General features: G+C 69.2%; 16 protein-coding genes. 5 read left to right on the forward strand and 11 right to left on the reverse strand.

The window, feature by feature from the left end; genetic code table 11:
- Window positions 1–21 precede the first annotated feature (21 nt).
- Both tkt and HAV40_RS18205 read right to left on the reverse strand, forming a co-directional pair.
- Window positions 22–2,247 (reverse strand): transketolase, encoded by a 2,226-nt coding sequence (tkt, locus tag HAV40_RS18200; RefSeq protein WP_166382813.1) that lies wholly within the window; start codon window positions 2,245–2,247, stop codon window positions 22–24.
- Between the two features lie 375 nt (window positions 2,248–2,622).
- Window positions 2,623–3,441: an alpha/beta fold hydrolase gene (locus tag HAV40_RS18205; protein WP_166382815.1), complete on the reverse strand. Its 819-nt coding sequence runs from the start codon at window positions 3,439–3,441 to the stop codon at window positions 2,623–2,625.
- A gap of 702 nt (window positions 3,442–4,143) precedes the next feature.
- On the opposite strand from HAV40_RS18205, the gene HAV40_RS18210 reads away from it, so the two are divergent.
- Complete coding sequence (locus HAV40_RS18210; RefSeq protein WP_166382817.1) at window positions 4,144–4,434, forward strand: hypothetical protein; 291 nt, start codon at window positions 4,144–4,146, stop codon at window positions 4,432–4,434.
- 307 nt (window positions 4,435–4,741) lie between these two features.
- Here the strand turns inward: HAV40_RS18210 and HAV40_RS18215 are convergent, their stop codons facing one another.
- Window positions 4,742–5,191, reverse strand: coding sequence for an STAS domain-containing protein (locus HAV40_RS18215; RefSeq protein ID WP_166382819.1), 450 nt, complete (start codon window positions 5,189–5,191; stop codon window positions 4,742–4,744).
- Window positions 5,192–5,870: 679 nt separating this feature from the next.
- On the opposite strand from HAV40_RS18215, the gene HAV40_RS18220 reads away from it, so the two are divergent.
- Window positions 5,871–6,287, forward strand: a complete 417-nt coding sequence (locus HAV40_RS18220) for an STAS domain-containing protein (RefSeq protein WP_166382821.1) — start codon at window positions 5,871–5,873, stop codon at window positions 6,285–6,287.
- 62 nt (window positions 6,288–6,349) lie between these two features.
- Here HAV40_RS18220 and HAV40_RS18225 read toward each other — a convergent pair whose 3' ends face one another.
- Both HAV40_RS18225 and HAV40_RS18230 read right to left on the reverse strand, forming a co-directional pair.
- Window positions 6,350–6,763: an ATP-binding protein gene (locus HAV40_RS18225; RefSeq protein ID WP_239086012.1), complete on the reverse strand. Its 414-nt coding sequence runs from the start codon at window positions 6,761–6,763 to the stop codon at window positions 6,350–6,352.
- Between the two features lie 233 nt (window positions 6,764–6,996).
- Window positions 6,997–7,521 (reverse strand): DUF4142 domain-containing protein, encoded by a 525-nt coding sequence (locus HAV40_RS18230; RefSeq protein ID WP_166382825.1) that lies wholly within the window; start codon window positions 7,519–7,521, stop codon window positions 6,997–6,999.
- A 197-nt stretch (window positions 7,522–7,718) separates the two neighbouring features.
- Between HAV40_RS18230 and HAV40_RS18235 the strand changes: the two genes are divergently transcribed.
- On the forward strand, window positions 7,719–8,900 hold the full coding sequence (locus tag HAV40_RS18235) for a zinc-dependent alcohol dehydrogenase (RefSeq protein WP_166382827.1): 1,182 nt from the start codon (window positions 7,719–7,721) through the stop codon (window positions 8,898–8,900).
- Between the two features lie 153 nt (window positions 8,901–9,053).
- Entirely contained in the window at window positions 9,054–9,212 is a 159-nt protein-coding gene (locus HAV40_RS18240) for a hypothetical protein (protein WP_166382829.1), read from the forward strand.
- 94 nt (window positions 9,213–9,306) lie between these two features.
- Here HAV40_RS18240 and HAV40_RS18245 read toward each other — a convergent pair whose 3' ends face one another.
- The 6 genes from HAV40_RS18245 to thpR form a co-directional block, all read right to left on the reverse strand.
- Window positions 9,307–11,742 carry a catalase gene (locus HAV40_RS18245; protein WP_203671123.1) on the reverse strand — a complete coding sequence of 812 codons (2,436 nt, stop codon included), beginning with the start codon at window positions 11,740–11,742 and terminating at the stop codon, window positions 9,307–9,309.
- Window positions 11,739–12,302, reverse strand: a complete 564-nt coding sequence (locus HAV40_RS18250) for a hemerythrin domain-containing protein (protein ID WP_166382831.1) — start codon at window positions 12,300–12,302, stop codon at window positions 11,739–11,741. The genes HAV40_RS18245 and HAV40_RS18250 overlap by 4 nt, the downstream gene beginning before the upstream one ends.
- Window positions 12,303–12,454: 152 nt before the next feature.
- A complete protein-coding gene (locus HAV40_RS18255; RefSeq protein WP_166382833.1) occupies window positions 12,455–12,616 on the reverse strand; it encodes a hypothetical protein in 162 nt (53 codons plus the stop codon).
- Window positions 12,617–12,707: 91 nt separating this feature from the next.
- Window positions 12,708–13,229: a pyridoxamine 5'-phosphate oxidase family protein gene (locus tag HAV40_RS18260; protein WP_166382835.1), complete on the reverse strand. Its 522-nt coding sequence runs from the start codon at window positions 13,227–13,229 to the stop codon at window positions 12,708–12,710.
- 51 nt (window positions 13,230–13,280) lie between these two features.
- On the reverse strand, window positions 13,281–14,006 hold the full coding sequence (locus HAV40_RS18265) for a class I SAM-dependent methyltransferase (protein ID WP_166382837.1): 726 nt from the start codon (window positions 14,004–14,006) through the stop codon (window positions 13,281–13,283).
- 15 nt (window positions 14,007–14,021) lie between these two features.
- Window positions 14,022–14,609 (reverse strand): RNA 2',3'-cyclic phosphodiesterase, encoded by a 588-nt coding sequence (thpR, locus tag HAV40_RS18270; protein WP_166382839.1) that lies wholly within the window; start codon window positions 14,607–14,609, stop codon window positions 14,022–14,024.
- Between the two features lie 232 nt (window positions 14,610–14,841).
- Here thpR and HAV40_RS18275 point away from each other — a divergent pair, with 232 nt between their 5' ends.
- Complete coding sequence (locus HAV40_RS18275) at window positions 14,842–16,848, forward strand: carboxypeptidase-like regulatory domain-containing protein (protein WP_166382841.1); 2,007 nt, start codon at window positions 14,842–14,844, stop codon at window positions 16,846–16,848.
- The last annotated feature ends 33 nt before the right edge of the window (window positions 16,849–16,881 follow it).

A 16,881-nucleotide genomic window follows, 5' to 3' on the forward strand; every position in this document is an offset into this window, starting at 1 on the left:
CCGTCGGTTTCGAGCCATGGTCTAGGCGGGGCGGTCGCCGGTGCCGCCGGTTGTCGGGGTGGCGGTCTGCTGGTGTCCGCCTGGGCGGGTGGGCCGGGTCGTGTCCGTGATGCTGTCGTGGGCTGCGGCGGCGACGGCCTGTGCGGTGATGCCGAACTCGGTGTAGAGGCGCTGGTAGTCGGCCGACGCGCCGAAATGTTCGAGGCTGACGATCCGGCCCGCGTCGCCGACGATCTCCCGCCAGGACTGTCCCACCGCCGCCTCGACGCTCACCCGCGCCCGGACCTCCGGTGGCAGGACCTCGTCCCGGTAGGGCTCCGGCTGGGCGGCGAACCACTCCCGGCACGGCATCGACACCACGCGCACGCCGATGCCGTCGGCGGTCAGCAGCGCGCAGGCGCCCAGCGCGACCTGCACCTCCGAGCCGGTGGCGATCAGGACCACATCCGGGCGTACGCCCGCGGCGGACGTGTCGAGCAGCGTGTATCCGCCGCGCGCGGCACCTTCGGCGGGCGCGTGCGCGCCAGGACCGCGGTCGAGGACGGGCAGGTTCTGCCGGGTGAGGATGAGCCCGGCGGGCCGGTCGTCGTGTTCGATGATCGTGCGCCAGCAGACGGCGGTCTCGTTGGCGTCGGCCGGGCGTACCACGTCCAGGCCGGGAATCGCCCGTAGGGCCGCGAGGTGCTCGACGGGCTGGTGGGTGGGGCCGTCCTCGCCGAGCCCGATCGAGTCGTGCGTCCACACGTAGATCGTCGGCAGCGCCATCAGCGCGGCCAGGCGCACCGCAGGGCGCATGTAGTCGCTGAACACCAGGAACGTTCCGCCGTATGGGCGGGTGAGGCTCTGCAGCGCGATGCCGTTGAGGATCGCGCCCATGGCGTGTTCCCGGATCCCGAAGTGCAGGGTGCGGCCGTAGGGGCCGCCGCTCCACGCGGCGGTCTGCTTTCCGGCCGGGATGAACGACGGCTGCCCGTCCATGGTGGTGTTGTTGCTCTCGGCCAGGTCGGCCGACCCGCCCCACAGCTCCGGCAGGACGCCGGCCAGTGCGGTCAGCACCTCGCCGGACGCCTTGCGGGTGGCCATGCCCTTCGGATCCGCGGCGAAGACCGGGATCGCCTCGGCCCACCCGTCGGGCAGCCGCCGGGCCTGCAGCCGGTCCAGCAGCGCCGCCCGCTCGGGATGGGCGGCCCGCCACCGGTCGAAGGTCGGCTGCCACCGCTCGTGCGCGGCCCGCCCGCGTTCGGTGACCAGGCGGGCGTGGGCGAGCACGTCGTCCTCGACGGTGAAGGTCTGCGCGGGGTCGAAGCCGAGCAGGCGCTTGGTGGCGGCGATCTCGTCCTCGCCGAGCGCGGAGCCGTGGGCCTTGCCGGTGTTCTGCTTGGTCGGGGCGGGCCAGCCGATAATGGTGCGCAGCACGACGAGCGACGGCCGGGACGTCTCGGCGCGCGCGGCCACGATCGCGGCCAGCAGCGCGTCTACGTCCTCGACGTAAGCCCCGGTGCGGGTCCAGTCGACGGTCTGCACGTGCCAGCCGTACGCCTGGTAGCGTGCCGCGACGTCCTCGCTGAACGAGATGCCGGTGTCGTCCTCAATGGAGATGTGGTTCGAGTCGTAGAACGCGACCAGGTTGCCCAGCTGCTGATGGCCGGCCAGCGAACTGGCCTCGGCGGTCACTCCCTCCATCAGGTCGCCGTCGGACGCCACCACGTAGACGTGGTGGTCGAAGGGACTCTGGCCGGCGGGCGCGTCGGGGTCGAGCAGGCCGCGCTCGCGGCGGGCGGCCATCGCCATGCCGACCGCGCTCGCGAAGCCCTGTCCCAGCGGCCCGGTCGTGATCTCCACGCCGCGGGTGTGGCGGTGCTCGGGGTGCCCGGGCGTCGCGGAGTTCCAGGTCCGCAGGGACCGCAGGTCGTCGAGCGTGAGCCCGTAACCGGACAGGTACAGCTGGATGTAGAGCGTCAGGCTCGTATGCCCGCACGACAACACGAAGCGGTCCCGGCCCAGCCAATGGTCATCGGCCGGATCGTGCCTCATGACCTGCTGGAACAGCAGGTACGCCAGCGGCGCGAGGCTCATCGCCGTGCCGGGATGGCCGTTGCCGACCTTCTGCACCGCGTCCGCAGCCAACAACCGGGCGGTGTCCACGACCCTCGCGTCGATCGGCTGCCAGCCGGCAGCCACCGCGATCGGCCGCGGGATGCCCGCGGGCTGGGTGAAGCCGAGGGCAGAATCTGCGCTGTCCAGCATGATGATCATCTCATTCGCGGGAAGTGAGGAGGCGGGCGAACGTGGGCGGCACCGCAGCAGCCAGGATCAAGGGCTGCAAAAGTGAGCGGGTCTAAGCGCTCGAATCGCGGCGGCATACCCGGGTTCCCGCCTCCACGGCGGCCCCCGCAAGCCGAACACGATCAAGTAGTCACTACCCGCACGGGGGGTATACAAACGTTTTGCCCACCGCGATGCCGTGGCCCCGAAAGCGCGGCGATGGCTTTCCATGGCGGGCTACCCGCCAACGCGGGGCCACTAGATCGATGATTCAGGGTTGCTGCTCGCCGTGCCGGAACGGTGCTCCACTGTTGTGACGAAATGCCGCAACGTTCGGCGATTGTCGCGCTCAGCGTGTCACGAACCGAACGTACGGTTAACGCGCCGTCGGAGAAGGTGTTCGGGGTGCTCTCCGACGGGTGGAGCCACGCCAACCGGGTGGTGGGCACCGCCCACATCCGCGACGTTGACCTCGAGTGGCCGGCGGCCGGCAGCAGGCTCGACCACCCGCCCGGTGTGGGATTTATCGGCGGCTGCCTGCCGAATCAGGTCCGACACCGTTCGCGGCATGGTGTGTGGGAAGGAATGCGCTCCGGCGATCGTAACCGCGGATCCTTCGGTGGCCATGGCTGCGAGACGGTGTGCCCAACTCGGCGGCGCGAGGTGGTCATGCTCGCCGGTGATGACCAGGACCGGGCAGGACACGATCGGCATGATCTGCTCGGGGCGGTCATCCATTCCGGATCGCGCGAATTGCAGCAGGTTGCGGATTCCGGCACGCGCAAAGTCTGGGCACACGGCGATGCCGGCGGAAACCGACTCATGTATCAATGTCCTGGCCAGCTTGCGCGTTAGCCCCCATGGCCGTCGAGCGGCGGGCACGAGGGTGGGTCCAGCCATAACGAGCATGTCGACCAGCCCCGGGGCCTTCACCGCCGCGCGCAAGGCGGCCTGCGCCCCCGTCGAGTGACCCAGCAGGATGACGGGCGTGGTCGTGTGGTCCCGGAGCCAGGCGGCGACCAGATCGGCGATGTCCTCGATCGTCGGAGCGCAGGAAGCCGGGCCGCTGTGGTGGTAGCCGGGCAGGTCCAGCAGCACGCACCGGGTCCGGGAACCGATGACCGTCATGGTGCGGCGCATCATTCCGACGGCGCCGAGGCCGGCGACGATCACCACGACCGGCATTTCGGGGCGCGCTTCGCCTGCCACTAGCGAGTCCAAGACGCCCGTGGCCGTCGGGTGCTGCTCGCGCCGATAGGGCTGCGATGCCCCGCGCCCCGCACGTTCCTGTCGCATGGCGCACCCGTTCTTCGATTGCTGAGGGCATGCCCGATGCCGCCGTGACGAAACCGGATGCCTGACAGATCACTCGCGGGGCAGCCTTCGCTGCAGCCACGGCGGGGTGAGAGTGACCGATCGTTGGCGTCGATGATTCGCGACACGCAGGTATTTTCACCGCGTTAGGCCAATTGTCTGTTTATGGTGTGCTCATGGTGCCGATGGGGCGGTCCTGAGGGGTGGCCGTCCCATCGACGCTGTCACGCCGACCGGTGCCCGCGTCCGACGAGCATTGCCCGCTTGACGTGCTGCGACGTTTGGCGATATATGGGTCGTCTGCGGCGTAGGGTAGGGCGGCGTCCGGCCAACCGCCAGATCAGGTCTGGTCGACGAGGTAGCTGTGAGCAGCGCGGAGCGGCTCACGGCGAGCCCTGGGCAACCGGAAGTGTTGCTGGCTGAAGGGCTGTAGCCGGCGAGGCGGCGACCGCGATATCACCGCCGGTTCGAACGTGTCGGGTGTCACAACAAATCCCAGATTCGCCGACCCTGCCGTGGCAATAGGTGCACGGTCATCGATGAGGGCTGGCAATGGGCCAAGAAATGTTCTCGTTCGTCGATCTGCTCGTGGTCGGAGCCGTCGCGCTGGCGCTGGGCGCCCTGGCGACCGTCGTCTTCCTGTCCTCGACAGTGCATGAGATGCGCGCCGCCAGGTCAGCCGCGACCCGACAGCGCCGCCACGCGGCCGAACTGCTCCGCCTGGCCGAACAGCCCGGTGCTTTCACCAGCGGTACCTGGGACGCCGACCTGCTGCGCCGAGTGCGGCCTGAGCGGCTGCCGCTCAATCGCGTGAACGCCCGCCCGGTGTCTGGACCCCGTCACCGTGGGCTGTGAGCGAGCGCCTGGCATCACGTCGAGATCGTGAACGCGGTGCCGAGGGCCGGGTTCATCAGGTTGCGTCGGGCGTGTCTGGTGGTGGTGCCGTCAGGGTGTCGGGCTCGCCGGTCCGGCCTCTCGGCACTCGCCGGGCACCGATCGCCTCCTGCCGCGAAGTGAACCGGCCGGACAGGACGGCTGGTTCGCTGATGATGCGTGCAGCGCGGTGCCGCAGCTCGCCCAACACCTCCGCGTCATCCCACAGGGCGTGGCCCGAAGCCGACGTCATAAATCATCGCTGACGGCTCTCGTGCGGTCACCGGGGTCAGGGGACCGATCGAGGGGAGCCCGGTGCTGCGCGTCGTGGGGGCGCTGGCTGGCGTAGACACCGGATTCCCGCTCTGACGTATCGACCGCGGCTGGACCGTGGCTGACCGGCTACGGGCTCGGCCGGGGCCGCCGCAGGTGCGAGTAGCGCATCGGCGCGGGCCGTGTGTATCGCGTCGCGTACCGACACCCGTGCGGCGGTGAGGCTTAAGGTAATGCCGCGGCGCAGCGCCGTCGCGCGGCACAGTGTCAGCATCGCGATGCCGGCGATGTCGACGGCGTCGACGTCGGCCAGGTCTACCGTGAGTCGGCCCGCGTCGCAGCGATCCAGGGCCAGGCCGACAGCATCGCCGAATTCCTGAGCGGTATCGGCGTCGAGACTGCCATGAACGGTCAGATACAGCCCTACGGGTGAGCGGTACAGGCGCAGCTGCAGTCGTCGGGTCATGGCGGCTGGCTCCAACAGACGGCGGGACGGGGGCGCACCCGCTTTCCCCATATCTGACACCGGCAAACTGTCCCGGAGTAACGGTTGCGCATCACCGGAGGGCGGCCGTGAACTGATGCGGTAACGGCGACGTGACTCGGGGGCGTGCTGTTGTGCCGCAGTAGTTCCGCTGACGCGCACACCACCGACAGGCCACCCGAAACCCGGAATGCAACCGGCGGACACCGGACACGCCGCGATGCTCACCGTCGCGACGTTCCGGGCCGGTGGCGTCGATCTGAACGGCTGACTCGACGCCCTTCATGAAGTTCGGGAAGACCCGACCTGGGTCCACTGGTTGCAGCCACGCGGACTGGCATGTGGACGTCTACCGACTCTGTCACCGTGCTCGTCAGGGGCCTCCCGACGAAAATGTCCGAAAGGTCGTTACCGGATGAGTGGGGTCTCAAGCGGCGGCCGACGCGCCGACGGAATGCGTGCGAACCCAGCCGCCGCGTCAAACGCCGTCGTTGAGCCTGTTGCCCGCTGGGGTATTCCGCGCCCAGGACACGATCAGAACCGAAGATGGTTTGACCGGGCCCCTGACGTTGCAATACGAGTAGAATCTTTCATGTTGCTTGATTGATCTTCCACTGCCCCGGACCTCGGCAGCCTTGTCGGACGAGCCAGAGGTGAGGACGTGGACAAGCACCCCATGACCATTAGTGTCGCTCGCGGTGGTGAAGGGCGAGTGGCCTGCATGTCTATAGCTGGCGACGTCGACTTGGTCGACCCTGTCGATGTGGACATCGCTCAGCGCCAACTGGACAGCGTGTCCTGCGAGGTTCTGTACGTAGACCTCACCAGCGTCACCTTCGGCGGATCCGGCCTGATTCACTACCTCTACAACGTGTCGGAGCAGCTACCGGAGGCGGCGATCACGCTGTGCGGACCATCGGCGATCACCCGCCGGGTCCTCGAACTGGCCGGCCTGAACCGGCTTGCCGCCATGTGCGACCGCCTGCCGCAAGACTGGGCGTCGGCGAACGCCTCGCCAGCCTCCGACCGGCTGGTCGTGGAACGGGTCGCACCCGCCTGGCCGCAACCCGCGACCTGACCAGCTCAAGACATCAATCGACGTGAGCGCCGTCCTGTGGGAGCTGACAGACACGAGCCTGTTCAAGCGTCGACGGCTGATGCATTCAGGTCCAGCACCAACCGCCACACGTTCACTCCGGGCCGACTGTAGAGGTCGACCCGGTCACACACCTCCTCGACGATCCCCAGTCCCCAACCGCCAGGCGATTCGGTGCAGCATCCAGGCGGCTCGAAGGTGCCGGTGTCGGTGACTTCGCTGATGAGCGCGCCGTTCTCGCTCCACACGCGCACCGCGCCCCCTTCCGACGTATGACGCAGAACGTTCGTGGCGATCTCACTGATCGCGACTCTCAGTGCCGGTAGCCGTTCAGCAGACAGCCCGACGCTCTGGGCGCATTCGCACACGAATGTCCGTACGCGACCGAGGTCGCCGGCGGCGTCGAAAACGAGAACCGGCACGCCAGAGGGAGGTGGTACGAAGGGTTTGGTCAGCATGTTCACAACTTCACCGCCCCGCGCTATTCGACCTCTACCGGCCGTGATGCTCCGTGGCTCCAGGACGGTGCGATAGCCGCCTATTACCGTAAAAGGGTTATTTACCCAATGTCGGTGCTGGCAAACCACACGCATCGACACGAACACAATGCCTCAGACTCTGGCCTTAGATGGCTGCTGCCCCGTGCGCGTGTCGCGGGCACGGGGCAGCAGCTGACAGCTGATGGCCGAGATCACTGCGGCTTCACCCCGATGCCGGGGGCAGCCTTCACCAGGGCCTCATGGTGTGCGGTGATGACCGGCAGGGCCGCCTCAGCAGCCTGCTTCACCTGTGCGGCCTCGCCCTTGTCGATTTCCTGCTGAGTCGCCTTCATCGACTTGGTGTGCGCCGCGAGCTGCTGCTCGATCCACATCTTGTTGAACTCGTCTCCTGCCGCGGCGGCCTGGAGCTTGTCGGCCACGGCCTTCTGCTCGGCGTTCGGCTCGGCCGGCAAGGTCACGTTGAGCTGCTGCGCCAAGGCTGTCAGCGATGCGTCGAGTTTGGTGTGGTCGGCGACGAACCGCTGGCCTAGTTCCTTCACCTCGGCGGAACTGCTCTTGTCCTGCGCCATCTTCCCGGTCGCGATCTCGGCGAGATTGGCCTGGTGCGCCGCGACCATCCAGGCGGTGTCCTGCTCTGACGGCTGCATGACGACCGCAGGCGCCGCGGTGGCGCTCGCCGTGACCGCCATGGCCGCGCCGGCCAGCAAGACTGCCATCCGTCTCCAGAACCTCATTGTGCTCAGCCCCCTCCGTGGCTTGCATTCCATCCCGAACCACTACCCGTCGCGGAGCAACCCGCAAACGGATTGGCCTGCTGGTTTGCCACCCGTACACCAGGGAACGGACATATATGGCAAATAGCTGCCCGCAGGGTGGCGGCAGCGCGGCTGATGAGCACGGAAGGCGGCCTCCGATGAAGGCAGTGGTGTGGCACGGCAAGCGTGACGTACGCGTGGACACGGTCGCCGACCCCGTGATCCAGGAACCCACCGACGCGGTCATCAAGGTGACCTCCACCGGTATCTGCGGCTCCGACCTACACCTGTACGAGGTGCTGGCGCCCTTCATGGCGGAAGGCGACATCATCGGCCACGAACCGATGGGCATCGTGGAGGAGGTCGGCTCCGCGGTCACCCGGCTCAAGCCCGGCGACCGCGTCGTGGTCCCGTTCCAGATCGCCTGCGGCGCCTGCTTCATGTGCGACCAGAACCTGCAGACCCAGTGCGAGACCACCCAGGTGCGCTCCGAGGGCATGGGTGCCGCCCTGTTCGGCTACACGCGCCTGTACGGACAGGTCCCCGGCGGCCAGGCGGAGTATCTGCGGGTGCCGCAGGCGCAGTACGGGCCGATCACCGTGCCTGCCGGACCGCCCGACGACCGGTTCGTGTACCTGTCCGACGTGCTGCCGACGTCGTGGCAGGCCGTCGAGTACGCGGCCGTGCCGCAGGGCGGCACCCTGCTGGTGCTGGGCCTGGGCCCGATCGGCGACATGTGCTCCCGCATCGCGCTGAATCGCGGCGTGGGCCGGGTCATCGGCGTCGACCCGGTGCCCGAGCGGCGTGACCGCGCCATGGCCCGCGGCGTGGAGGTCCTCGATCTGGAGGACCAGGACACGCTGGTCGCCCGCATCCGGGACATGACCGGCGGTCGCGGGCCCGACTCCGTCATCGACGCGGTCGGCATGGAGGCGCACGGCTCACCGATCGCCAGGGCGATGCAGCAGATGACCGGCGTCCTGCCGGACGCCTGGGCCGCCAAACTCATGGAGAACGCGGGCATCGACCGCCTGGCCGCGCTGCAACTGGCCATCGAGGCGGTCCGCCGTGGCGGCACCATCTCGATCATCGGCGTGTACGGCGGCATGACCCACCCGCTGCCCATGATGACCCTGTTCGACAAGCAGATCCAGATCCGGATGGGCCAGGCCAACGTGCGCCGCTGGGTCGACGACATCCTGCCGCTGCTCACCGACGCCGACCCGCTCGGCGTGTCCGGCTTCGCCAGCCACCGCCTGCCCCTAGCCGACGCGCCCGCGGCATACCAGCAGTTCCAGGAAAAGAAAGACGGCTACATCAAGGTACTGCTGCAGCCGTGAGTGACCGGCGCCAGACGCAGGCGATTCCACACGCGTAACCGAGACGAAGGCACATCTGGATCGGTGACGGTAAACCCGCGGTCAGGAGTTGAGCACCGAGGCCGGGCTGCGCTGCGCGAGCTGCTCACGCGAGCCGGCGTCGAGCGCCAACGTATGCAAGCGGCTCTGACGACCTGCCCGGCGGACGCGCACGAGACACAGGTCTTTGACGCCGTGCCGGTCTACCAGTTCGACGGCACCGTGTCACCGGACGGCGGAATGGCCGGGACCGAGAACCCGCGCGAGCGGCTGGCGTCGCCGCTGGCCGATTGATGGCTGCCGAAGGCGAACAGCGGTAACTCATACGTCTGACCAACGCAGCGGTCCGCGGTGCCAACGGCGCCGCGGACCGCTGCTGTGAGGTGTTTCAGGCGGCGATACCGTCTACCGGCCGGTCGTAGTGGCGGTGAGCGGCGATGGCGATGACCATCTCGTCGACGAACTGCTGGTCTGCGTCGGTGTCGGGTGCCAGGAAGACCACACCGTCCAACGCGCCGGCGCTGGGCTTGCTGGCCGGCCCGGCGATGCGGTCGGAAGCCTCGTACACCGGCAGCCGCGCCGCCTGAACGAGGCGGTCCCCGACCCCGAGAACGCCGAGCGCCTTGGCGTGCTTGTAGGCCTCGGCGACGAAGTGCACCGCGTAGCCGTCGCTGACCAGTTGGTCGAGCGCTGCGTCGCCGTCGGCGACGACGACCGCGTCATACAGCACGGACGCAACGGTGTTCATCGCCCGGTCGACCGGCAGCGCCGCACCGTCGGCGGTGTTGACGGCCCCATCGACCAGTCCGAGCAGTTCGACCACCGCGCCCGCTGCCGTCAGGCCGTCGCGCACGGTTTCGAGACTGGCGGCCTCGACGCCGTCGGCCACCAGGATCGCGACCTTGCGGCCGATGACTCCCGTGCTGCCGGGCATGCTGGCCTGGCTCAGCGCCGGCGACATCCGACCGGGGTTGGGCGGCCCGGCAGCGGGGGAGGGTACGCCGATCCCGGCGGCCACCGCAACGGCAAGCTGGTGGTCGATCTGATTGAGGTGCTCGACCATCAGCTGCCGGATGTGCGGGCGGGTCACCTTGCCCAGTTCGAAGCGGTAGGCGGCGATGATGTGCTGCTTCTCCCAGGCCGCCATGCTGTTCCAGAACAGGGTCGCCTGGCTGTAGTGGTCGGCGAAGGTCTCGGACCGTTTGCGTTCCTTGATGCCGTCGACGTGCTCCGGGGTGTGCACGAACGCCCCGCCGCCGGCGCCCGGGACGACCGGACAGCCGCCCCCGAGCGAGTTGGGATGGTAGTTGGCCTGGCCCAGCGGGATCTCGTGCTGGTGGAAGCCGTCCTGCTGGTGGTTGCGCACCGGCGCGAGCGACCGGTTGATCGGGATCTGGGCGAAGTTGGGCCCGCCGAGGCGGGTGAGCTGGGTGTCGAGGTAGGAGAACAGCCGTGACTGCAGCAGCGGGTCGTCGGTGAAGTCGATGCCGGGCACGACGTTCTGCAGGCAGAAGGCAACCTGCTCGGTCTCGGCGAAGAAGTTGTCCGGGTTGCGGTCCAGGACCAGGCGCCCCACGGGCACGACCGGCACGACCTCCTCTGGGATGATCTTCGTCGAGTCCAGCAGGTCGATGTCGTCGAAGGCGAACTCGTCGCTCTCGGCGATCAGCTGCACGCCGAGTTCGTACTCCGGATAGTTGCCTGCCTCGATCGACTCCCACAGGTCGCGGCGGTTGAAGTCCGGGTCCTTGCCGGAGATCTTCTGCGCCTCGTCCCAGACCAGCGAGTGCACGCCCGCTAGGGGCGTCCAGTGGAACTTGACGAAGGTGCGGGTGCCGTCGGCGGCGACCAGCCGGAATGTGTGCACGCCGAAGCCCTGCATGGTCCGGAAGCTGCGCGGCAGCGCCCGGTCCGACATCAGCCAGATCACGTGGTGCATGGTCTCGGGCTGCAGGGTGACGAAGTCCCAGAATGTGTCGTGGGCCGAGGCGGCTTGGGGGATCTCGTTGTGCGGCTCGGGCTTGACCGCATGGATGACATCGGGGAACTTGATGCCGTCCTGGATGAAGAACACCGGCATGTTGTTGCCCACGAAGTCGTAGACGCCCTGGCCGGTGTAGAACTTGATGGAGAACCCGCGTACGTCGCGCGGGGTGTCGGTGGACCCGCGTGAGCCCTGCACGGTGGAGAAGCGGACGAACACCGGCGTACGCACGTCGGGATCGGTCAGGAAGTTCGCGGCGGTGTAGCGGGCCAGCGAGGTGTCGTAGGGCTGGAAGTAGCCGTGGGCACCCGAGCCGCGGGCGTGCACGACCCGCTCAGGGATGCGCTCGTGGTCGAAGCGGGTGATCTTCTCGCGGTGGTGGAAGTCCTCCAGCAGGCTCGGGCCGCGCGGGCCGGCTCGCAGGCTGTTGTCGGTGTCCTCGACCCGGATGCCCTGGTCGGTCGTCAGCGTGGTGTCGAGCTTGTCGACCCGGTGCGCGTTGAGTTGCAGGATCTTGGCGTCACCGCCGGGGGCAGCGGACGCTGCGGCGGCGCGGTCGGCGCGCTTTTGCGCTTCGGCGACCGCGGCGGGCGCCGAGCGTGACCCGGCCTTCTTGGCAGGCACGGCCTTGGTGAACGGAGCTGCCTTGGCGGCGGTCACCTGAGCGGCAGCAGTCTTGGCGCTGGGCCGCCGCGACGGCGATGTCTTCTTGGCCGGCGTTTTCGTGGCCGAGGTGGCAACCTTCGCCCCACGTTCTGCCGCGGCGGCGTTCTTGGCCTCTGCGCCCCCCTCGGCTGCGGCCTTCTTGGCCGCCTTTTTCGGTTTGGCCCGCTCGCTCATCCCCGCACCCCATTGCCGTCGGCTTTGCCCAACACGTCCCGCAACCGGTCGAACACTTGGTCAGGAGGCCCAGCCAACGGGCCCGGCTGTTGCCCCGAACCGGCCTGGGCGTGCTCTGCCAGCAGCGCCTGAGCACGGGCCACCACCACCGCCATGCGGGACAGTTCCGCCGGGTCGCTCACCTCCCGCAGACGCAGAAACTCCAGCTCCTCCTCGGCCTCGGCGTGGGCCGACACCGCATCGCGCAGCGCGGCCAGCTTGGCGTCGAACTCGGGGTGGTCAACGCCGAGCTCGTACAGCTCTGCCAGAGCCTGCTTGGCGTCGGCCTCCTCGGCCAGCCGCGGCGGCACCACCTGATCCCCGTCAGGCAGCTCCTGTTCAGCCAGCGGATGCACCAGCAGCTGCTCGATGTTCTCATGCAGTGCCAGCGTGCCGACGAGCTCGGTGAACAGCTCCTGACGATGCGCTCCGTCCGCGGACTCGACCTGGGCGAACAGCATCTTCACCTGCTGATGTTGCCCTAGAAGGGTGTCGATCACATCTTGCTGAGCCGTGGTCATACAGAGTGCTCCGTTCCTTCGCACCGACTTGCGATGCATTCAGCGGCACACGGAAGTAGCAAAGCTGGCAGATTGCCTGAAAGTACGCTACCCATGAGGATTGGAAGCAAACTGGAATTCAGGAAAAATCGGGCAGGCCTGGTATGCGCCGATCAGGCCAGGTCGAGGTCGCGGCCCCAGGTCAGCCGGGTGCGGCCGAGCGTCCATAGGGTTACCGCTGCTGCCGCCACGGCCGTGCCGATCACGATGATCCGCCTGCCGTCGGCCATGGTGGAGATGGTCAACGGCGACCAGGGGCCGGTGGCGGGCTCCATCTGCAGTGCGCAGATCAGCGTGACGAACGGGATCGCCCGGCCGGTCGATCGCGGGTCAGGCGAGCGGTTCGGGTGCCGCCGTACGGCGCCGCTACGCCGTGACGAGTTTGCCGAAGTCGGGGGCGTACACCGTCATCCAGTGCGGGCGCACCCGGTAGTAGACGACCTCGCGCTCCCAGTCGAAGGCATCGGCGCCGTAGAAGTCCTTGAAGTAGGCGAGCAGGTCCGGCCAGTCCGCTGCCGGTTCGCCGTGTTCGGGGTTGAGGATCTCGGCTGTGCCGTGGGTGAACACGCCCAGGTCCTCGCCGCGCAGATGGGCGGCGCTGACGGCGGGGCGGGCGGCGAGATGGCGGGCCTTGGCGGCCGTGCGCGCCGTGCCGAAGTGCCACTGTCCGTGCAGGAAGTGCCCGTCCACGCCGCTGATCCGGGGCTCACCCTTCGCGGTGACCGTCGACAGGGCGAGCGTGCACATCCCGGTCAACACCTGGGTGAGCTGGGTCGCGCTCAGGGTGCGCGCGCTGTTGATGATCGAACGGAGATGCCGCGTCGACCGGGGAAGCGACGTGTCGAGCAGGGCTTGGAGTTCGCTGAGTTCTTCCTGCGTTTCGCGCATCGGGTCACTGTAACCACGGCCACCGACGGCGATGCCGGGCGCGGACCCGCGCTAGCGCCGGAACAGCGCCGTCCACAGGAACGGCTCGCCGTACCGTGCGGACTCGGCCGGTTCGTCGTTCATGCGGCGCACCTCGATCTCGGTCAGCTCCGCGAAGATGCCGCGCAGCGCCTCGGCGGTGTACGCCAGCCCGCCGTGCAGCCGCCCGTGGCGGTACAGCTCGACGTCGGACTCCTCCGAGCCCATACCGCCCGCCGCGAAGCAGCTCAGGCCGAAGTGACCGCCCGGGGCCAGGCTCCGGTCCAGCAGCCGCAGGTAGCTGACGCGCCGGTGCGGCGGCAGGTGATGGAAGCAGCCCGAGTCGTAGATCAGGTCGTACGGCCCGGCGAGTTCCGTGTCCGCGAGCGCGAACGCGTCGCCGCACAGGAACCGGACGTCGGCCGATGCCTCCCGGGCCCGCTCCTGCGCCCAGGCGAGCGCGGCCGGGGACAGGTCGACCGCGTCGACCTGGAAGCCCATGGCGGCCAGGTGCAGGGCGTTGCGGCCCGGCCCGCAGCCCAGGTCGAGGGCCCGGCCGGGGGTGATCAGCCCGCGCTCCAGGTACGAGGCCAGGTTCTCGTCCGGTGTGGCGGCGAAGAACGGCACCTCGCGGGAGCGGTCCGCGTAGAAGCCGTCCCACCAGGCCGCGCCGTCGGCGGTCCAGCGGTCGGCGTCGGGGGCGAACAGGGTGTCCATCAGTCGCAGCACGTCGTCGACGGTGCGGATGTCGCGTTGCACGGGCTTCTCCTCGGATCAGGTGGGCAGGGGTGCGCTGAAGACCTCGGTGTAGTGGTTGCTGACGGGATGGTCGCTGCGCATGAGCACCAGGGCGGGCGCGGGCCAGACCGGTCCGGCGTACGCGCCGAGCCGTTGCATGATCTCGCTCAGCTCGTCGGGGGCGAGCCGGTCGCCGGGCCGGGCCAGGGTCAGGTGCGGCTGGTAGGGGCGCGGGTCGAAGGGGATGCGCGCGGCGGTCAGCGCGGCGCGCAGCCGGGCGGCGAGATCGTGCAGGACGTCGAGGTCGCCCTGCAGCCCGGCCCAGATCGCGGCCGCGCGCCCGTTGTCGAAACGCCCGCCGCCGGACAGCCGCAGTCGCGGGGCACGCGGGGCCGCCGCGACGGCCTCGCTCATCGCCACGGTCGCCGCGCCGAGCTGTGTGGGATCGAGTTCGCCGAGGAAGGCGACGGTGACGTGCCACTGCTCCGGCGGCACCGGGCGCAGGGACAGGCCGCCGGGATGCGGGCGGGTGAAGGCGAGGCGGGAGACCAGCCCGGCCAGGTCGGTGATCGCCGGGGCGGGCGGGTAGACCGCGATGAACAGACGCTGTGTGGACGGTGGCACGGCAGACCACGCTAGCGTGCCGCGGCCGTCTCCGTGGGACACGGTACGAGCTGGGCGGATGACCGTTCGACCGAGGGCGGGTGACGTTCGGCGGGCGCGGGTGTCGGATCCTTCGTGGACAATCACGGACGCCGCAGTTCGATCACGGGGCGGCTTCATCATGCGAATCGCGGCTACGGTTCGCGTACCCCTCAAGGACGTCATGTTGACAACAGCAGCGAGACGACTGGGCGTGCTCACGCTCACGCTCGCCATCGGCGCGCTCGGCCTGGCCGCACCGGCCCAGGCTCTGGACAACGGGACCATCGCCGGGCAGCTCACGGACGGCGGGCAGCCGGTCTCCGGCGCGCGGGTCCAGGCCTCGTCGGTGAACGGCCGGCACTGGCTCGACGCCACCACCGACGGGACCGGCCACTACGAGATCACCGACGTGCCGGGCGGTGACTACCGGGTCTACTTCGACCCGGACGGCCGCCCCGGCCAGTACGCCTACGGACAGGTGGACTACAGCGCCGCGACGCTGATCGCGGTGCCCGCCGGCGGCCAGGTGACGGTCGACGACCAGTTGCTACCCACCGGCATCATCAGCGGCACCTTCCGGGACCGGGCGGGCAACGGCATGTCGGTGGCCGTGCAGGCCGACCCGAACGGTCCGGGCACCGGTGGGTCCACGCAGGCCGACCAGGACGGCCACTACGCGCTGCGCCTGCTGCCGGGTTCCTACCGGATCACGTTCGAGGTCTCGCCGGGCAACTACCAGTACGCGCCCGGCAAGATCGGCCACGCGTCCGCGACCGTCTACCCGCTGGCGGGCGGGCAGACCGTGACCGTCGACGACCAGTTGCTGCCCACCGGCTCGATCGAGGGCCGCTTCGTCGACCGCGACGGCGCGGGCATCGAAGGGTTGCAGGTCTCGGCGTCGAGCGAGTCCGGCCCGTCCTACTTCACGACCACCGACGGCGCCGGCGACTACCGCATGGACCAGGTCTTCGTGACCGGCGACTACAGGGTCAGCTTCAACAGCTGGGACCGGCCCATCTCGCAGTACGCCTACGGCACGATCGAGCGGGACGAGGCGGACCTGTTCGCGGTCACCGCGGACACCGCCACGCGGGTCGACGACACGCTGCTGCCGACTGGATCGGTGCACGTCACCGTGACGAACGCGGTCACCGGCGCACCCGTGCCCGCGTTCACCGCCCAGGTCGGCATGATCTCGGCGGCGGGGACCGACGGCTCGGCGACCGCCGCGGGAGTCACCGTCGGCCGCCAGCACTACGTCGTGTCCGCCGACGGCTACGTCTCCTCGGACGCGGCCTACGTGACGGTCACCGACGGCGCGACCCTGGAGGTCGCCGTGGCGATCTACCCTGTCGCGATGATCACCGCCACGGTCGTCGACGCCGCGACCGGTGCGCCGGTCGAGGGCTTCTGCGTGCAGGCGATCACGCCGACGGCGCTGGACCTCGGCTACAACTGCCCGCAGAGCGACGCCGACGGCAAGGTGGTCATCGACTGGCTGCGCGGCGGCGACTACCAGCTGTTCGCGTACGGGCTCACCCACGTCGCGAACCGCTCGCCGTACGGGGCGCAGTGGGTCACCGCCGACGGCGGGACCGGCACCCAGACCCTGGCCACGGTGATCACGGCCGTGCCGGGGCAGACCGTCGCGGGGCCGCTGATCAAGCTGGACCGCCGGGGTACCGTCAAGGGCACCATCCGGGCCGCCGACGGCACCCCCGCCAAGCAGGCGTACGCCAGCTTCGGCAACTTCCACTACCACAGCGGTGACGGCAGCATCACGTTCCCGGCCGCCGCCGACGGCACCTACACGGTCGACTTCCTCGGGCCGTACAGCTGGCCGCTGCACTTCTACGCCGCGGACCACGCCCCGCAGTGGAGCGGCAACTCCGGTGGCCGCTCCGGCGCGACCAAGGTCAAGGTGAGGGCGAACAAGACGGTCACCTACGACATCCAGCTGGTCAAGGGCACCAAGGTCACGGTCACCGCACCGGCGACCGGCTGGTTCGTCGCGTACCACGCGGCGACCGGTGAGACCAGCGGCCGCTGCCAGAGCGGGTCGGCGACGACCTGCGAGATGCTGGTGCTCGGCGCGCAGAAGGTGCGTTTCAAGGTCTGGAGCGGCGAGGACTTCTGGTACGGCGGAGCCGACTTCGCCACCGCCACGTCCGTGAACATCCCTGCCACGGGCACGAAGACGGTCACCATCACCCGGTGACGGCCTGCCGGGGCGGGTCCGCCCGCCCCGGCA

It is taken from the genome of Catellatospora methionotrophica (genome assembly GCF_011297335.1).
Lineage (GTDB): Bacteria > Actinomycetota > Actinomycetes > Mycobacteriales > Micromonosporaceae > Catellatospora > Catellatospora methionotrophica.